This window comes from Rhodoblastus sp., from assembly GCF_052145335.1.
GTDB lineage: Bacteria > Pseudomonadota > Alphaproteobacteria > Rhizobiales > Beijerinckiaceae > Rhodoblastus.
In genome coordinates this window covers 1-4,910 of record NZ_JBKQOU010000207.1, presented here as the reverse complement: position 1 = coordinate 4,910, position 4,910 = coordinate 1, and the positions used below count along the sequence as shown (strand labels likewise).

5 protein-coding genes are annotated in these 4,910 nt (G+C 64.6%); 3 read left to right on the top strand and 2 right to left on the bottom strand.

Annotation, left to right across the window (positions count from 1 at the left end; translation table 11 throughout):
• Positions 1 to 96 precede the first annotated feature (96 nt).
• The gene (locus ACLP2E_RS13410; protein WP_442462383.1) at positions 97 to 576 is read right to left on the bottom strand and encodes a hypothetical protein; all 480 of its coding nucleotides are present in this window, start codon (positions 574 to 576) and stop codon (positions 97 to 99) included.
• Positions 577 to 793: 217 nt separating this feature from the next.
• Here ACLP2E_RS13410 and ACLP2E_RS13405 point away from each other — a divergent pair, with 217 nt between their 5' ends.
• Positions 794 to 1,111, top strand: a complete 318-nt coding sequence (locus ACLP2E_RS13405; RefSeq protein ID WP_442466220.1) for a hypothetical protein — start codon at positions 794 to 796, stop codon at positions 1,109 to 1,111.
• A gap of 263 nt (positions 1,112 to 1,374) precedes the next feature.
• Complete coding sequence (dksA, locus tag ACLP2E_RS13400) at positions 1,375 to 1,794, top strand: RNA polymerase-binding protein DksA (RefSeq protein WP_442462381.1); 420 nt, start codon at positions 1,375 to 1,377, stop codon at positions 1,792 to 1,794.
• 99 nt (positions 1,795 to 1,893) lie between these two features.
• Here dksA and ACLP2E_RS13395 read toward each other — a convergent pair whose 3' ends face one another.
• Complete coding sequence (locus ACLP2E_RS13395; RefSeq protein ID WP_442466219.1) at positions 1,894 to 2,976, bottom strand: hypothetical protein; 1,083 nt, start codon at positions 2,974 to 2,976, stop codon at positions 1,894 to 1,896.
• Positions 2,977 to 3,214: 238 nt separating this feature from the next.
• Here ACLP2E_RS13395 and ACLP2E_RS13390 point away from each other — a divergent pair, with 238 nt between their 5' ends.
• Positions 3,215 to 4,756, top strand: a complete 1,542-nt coding sequence (locus ACLP2E_RS13390) for a PAS domain-containing protein (RefSeq protein ID WP_442466218.1) — start codon at positions 3,215 to 3,217, stop codon at positions 4,754 to 4,756.
• Positions 4,757 to 4,910 lie beyond the last annotated feature (154 nt).

The following is a 4,910-nucleotide window of genomic DNA, read 5'->3' as shown; positions in this document are numbered from 1 at the left end:
CTCGATATTGGCTTCGCCTTGCTCCTGCCATCCGCCTCATTTCGCCCAAATCCCGGACGATGCGACAAGTGTCCACACGCCCTAGCCCTCCCCGGTTCAGCTTGCCGGCCGCCGCGCCCGCTCCATGGTCGAGAGCGCGTAGAAACCGCGCGCGGTGGAGATCAGCCGGCCGCCCTTGATCATTCGGTGTAATTTTACAGAAAGATTACCTTTCGTAATTTCAAAGCCCATTTCACAAAGAAGTTCGAAAACGGCGTCGACATGCATGCCGCCGGTCTCGCCTTCCAGCAATTCGACGATCATCGCCTCGATTTCGCCCGTGCGATCGTTGGACGCCCGCCCGACGACGGAAAGATGGCTGTCGCCGCGCCGCGCCAGGCCCGATCCCTGGGCGTCGCCGGCGGCGACCAGGAACTCCACCGCCATGCGCCGCAAATCGAGCCCCGCGGCGGGATCCTTGGCGGTGAGGCCGGCAATGATGATTTCGATTCTGGCCAGCAGCCGCCGGGCTTCCTCGCGCGCCTCGCGCGCCGCCAATGCCATGAATTCCGCGTTCTGCTCGAAAGTCGCGCTCATCGCTTTTCCTTCTACGCCAGTCCGGCCAATCGGCTAAATTAGAACATAAAGTAAACGGACGGGTTAGTGCGGAAATTTTAGCGCAATCACGAGAAATTTACGAACGAAATCTTTACATTTCAAAACCTGTGCATAACAATATGAATTGTAAATTAACCATCTTGATTGAAAAATTTACACCCCTATCCTGATCACCAAGCAGAAGGAGGACGGACGAATGATCAACAGGCCACGTTTTGACGCCAGATCGCCGGCGGAAGCAGGAGTCAGTTTCATCCAGTCGCTGTTCGCGCCCTTGTTCCGGCCCGCGACGGTTTTGGCGCCGGAAGTCCTGGCGCCGAAAGTCCTGGGGCCCCGCCCCTCCTCGTCCCGCTGCGCCGATCCAGGCGCCGACGCCTGCTGGACAGCATCGCTGCAACGCGGCGATGGCCTTATCCCCTTCCTTGTTTGCATCGACCTGGCGGCTGGCCAACGCTTCGCCATGCGCTTCGAGCCTTTTTCCCGCCCGACCGACGTCGGGCCGCGCCTCCGCTGATCGCGGTCGCCCACAAAGCCGCCCGCGCCCCGCCAGGTAAGAAACGCACAAGTCAGAAAACCGTTGATCTAAATCAATTTTCGTCGGCCGCACAGGTCGCGGTCGGCGCATTCCTCGCGCCAATGCGGCGGAATATTCGCTCAATACTCGAACTTGACGGCCATCTGCGTGTTTCCACGCACAGGAACCTCGACGACAGCCATTGTCGCCGTCAACGTCGCGATATATAAGGGCCGCGCTTCTCGCAGGGGAGAATTGGAATCATGGCCTCGGCCACTCAAACGGAAACCTACCGCCCGTCCGAAGACGAACCGTTCATGAATGAGCGTCAAAGGGATTATTTCAGGCGTAAGCTGTTGAGCTGGAAAGAGGAAATCCTGCAGGAGGCGCGCGAGACCCTCGCCGCGCTGCAGACCGAGAGCGAGAATCACGCCGATATCGCCGATCGCGCCTCTTCGGAAACCGACCGCGCCATCGAACTGCGGGCCCGCGACCGCCAGCGCAAGCTGATTTCCAAGATCGACGCCGCCATCGGCAGGCTCGACGACGGAACCTACGGCTATTGCGAGGAGACCGGCGATCCGATTGCGCTGAAACGGCTCGACGCCCGCCCCATCGCCACCCTGTCGATCGAGGCGCAGGAACGCCACGAGCGCCGCGAAAGAGTCTATCGCGACGATTGATTACGCCACGTAAAATTAAAACATCCAAAAACGCCGCCCCGGCTAACCGGCGCGGCGCATTGTATTTTGAGTCTTTCAGACCGCGGCCTCGCCGCGGTTTTATTTGTTTAAAGGACGGCCGAGCAGTTTAGCCATTTCCTCTTCCAAGGACTCCAGCGGCTCGAAATCGGCGTCGAATGACGGTTCAGGCGCGGGCTCTTGCGGCGTCGCCGGAACAGGTTCGGGCGGCAATACGAGATCGGGCTTCGGCGCGACCGGATGCGGCGGCTCGGCCGGATGGGGCTGCTCGGCCGGGTCGACGGCTGGCGGAGGCGGAGGCGTTTCAACTGCGGGTGGCGGCGGCGTGGTCTGCGGCGGCGTGGGCGGCGCGACGGGAGTGGCGCGACGGGCGATCGGCGGCATCACGAAACGGGGCCGCGGCGGCTGGGCCTCGCCTTTCTGTCCCGAGCCTGCCGGGGTGAAGCCCTGGGGCGGCGTGAAGCGCGGCGGCGGCATCGGGCCAAGCGGCCTGCCCGCTCCGGCGCCGGGACCGACAGCAGGACCAACAGCAGGACCGACAGCAGGACCGACTCTTGGCGGCAAGGGGAAACGCGGCGCCGGGCGTTCCGGCGCGGCAGTCGGCGCCCCCTCCGGCTTCGAAGCCACCGGCGGCGCCGTTTCGGGGGCCGGCGGCGGGGCGGTTTCGGGCGCCGGCTCGGCGCTGCGCGGCGCAGGCGTCGGCGCCGGCCTGTGGGCAAGCTCCGGGCGAGCCTCGGCGATCGCCATCTCGATGGCGGCGGCCACTTCCGGCGCGGGCGCGGGCAAGGGGGCCGGCGGCGGCGCGGGTATCCAGCCGGGCGACGGGGCTTGGACCGGCGTGGCGCCCTGCCCGCCCGCCTGGGCGGCGAGTTCGGTGGAGCGAGGCGCGCGCGCTTCCCGCGGCTCGACGCGAACTATGCCCGATTCGACCAGCACGTCGTTGGGACCGCCGATCATCAGCAGATGCTCGACATTGTCGCGTCGCACCAGCAGCAGTTGCCGCTCGCCGTCCAGATCGAAGGTTTCGACGAAGCCGAGCCGCAATTGCCGCGAACGAGAGCCGCTCGGTATGCGCCGGCGGAGATCGACGGCGATCTCGATGATTTTGAGAATGAGGACAATGGCGACGCCAAAGGCGATGGCGGCCAGAATCCAGGCGAGCATTTTGTTATCTTGTAAAAAAGTCGGCATGGGCGCAGCCCGCCTCCAGTTTCTTGTAACCGTTCAACCCTATCTATAACGCAAGGTGGGGGGCCTTGCGCAAGAAAGGTTAATGTTTGGTTAACGCGCGAACACGCAAAAATGGCGCAGTGATGACATTATCCTTCCAACCAGGCGGCGAATCCTTAAAATCGTTACGTTAGAACGGCACGCGTCGCCGACATTTTGCAAAGGCAGTCGATTGAGCCAGATACCCTCCCATTCCAGTGTCGACCGGTCGGAGCGCGCCGGCAATCCGGGATTGGTGCTGCTGCTCGCCGTCTGTCTGGTGGCTGCGATGGCCGCCTTTTCCTTCCTGCCGCAGGAACAGGCGACGAAGTTCATCCTCGGCCTTCTCGCCTTTCTCGCTTTCATCGGCATTTCCGCGCTTCTCGCCTATGCCGTCGGCTTCTTGCAACTGTCCGGCGCCCAGGCGCGCAACGACGTCACCAAGATCGTCGCCGACACCAGCCCCGACGGCATGATCGTCACCGAGGGCGAGTCGCGCATCGTCTACGCCAACGAAACCTATATGGCCCTGTCCGGCGCCGCCGACGCCTCGGGCCTGCGCACGGTGGACCGGCTGTTTTCCGGCGCGCCGGAAGTCTCCGAGCCGCTTTATCGCCTGGCGCAGGCGGCGCGCGACCACAAGCGCGGCGCCGAGGAATTGCGCCTGACCCCGCCGCTGCTCGGCGAGGGCGCGGTCGGCTGGTATCGTATCCGCGTCCGTCCGATCGATCGAGCCGCCGGCGCCGCCGCCACGTTATGGACCATTTCCGACGTCACCCGCGAGCGCGAGCGGCATGAAAACGTCTTCCAGGAATTGCAGCACGCCATCGATTTTCTCGATCACGCGCCGGCCGGCTTTTTCTCCACCGATCCCAACGGCAACATCTCTTACATGAACGCCACTTTGGCCGACTGGCTGGATTTCGATCTCGCCCAGGTTGGCTCGGGCGGACTCGCCCTGCACGACATCGTCGTCGGCGACGCCGTGGCGCTGCTGTCGTCCGGCATGGGGCCGCCGAGCACGGTGCGCACCGAGCAGATCGATCTCGACCTGCGCCGCCGCGACGGCTTGCGCCTGCCGGTGCGCCTGCTGCATCGCATCGCCTATGGCCATGACGGCGCGCCCGGCGCCTCGCGCACCCTGGCGCTCAACCGCGCCCCCGGCGGCGAACCGGCGGAAGAGGCGCGCGCCGCGGAAGTGCGCTTCGCCCGCTTCTTCAATTCGACGCCGATGGCGATCGCCACCGTCGAGCCCGACGGCGCCATCCTGCGCTCCAACGCCGCCTTCGCCAGGCTCCTGCCCGGCGCGCTGAAGGATATCGGCGGGCGCCGCCTGATCGCCAATGGCGTCGAGGAAACCCATCGCGCCGCCTTGCAGGGCGCCATCGCCGTCGCCGCCAGCGGCGGTGAAGACAATGCGCCAATCGATGCGGCGCTGGCCGGTTCGCAGCGCTCGGCGCGGCTTTTCGTCACCCCCAACGAGGAGGCCGACCAGCGCGGCGCGGTGATTTTCGCACTCGACACCACCGAAGAGCGCAACCGCGAAGAACAATTGCACCAGTCGCAGAAAATGCAGGCGGTCGGCCAACTGGCCGGCGGCGTCGCCCATGACTTCAACAATGTGCTGACCGCGATCATCGGCTATTCCGATCTGCTGCTGGCCAATCACCGCCCCACCGACCCGTCCTTCCAGGACATCATGCAGATCAAGAGGTTGCTTGCTGGTCACGTCTGAAAGTCCCCCGGGAGCCGGTCCGATCGATTTTCGCAGGCAGCGGCCGGGGATTCAAGCGGCATTGCGGCAAGGATGACGAGTGCACGATGGGTTGGCGCGTCCGCTTCGCGGCAGCGCCTTATGCCGCGTCTCCCATACATTCCACCAAGCGGAA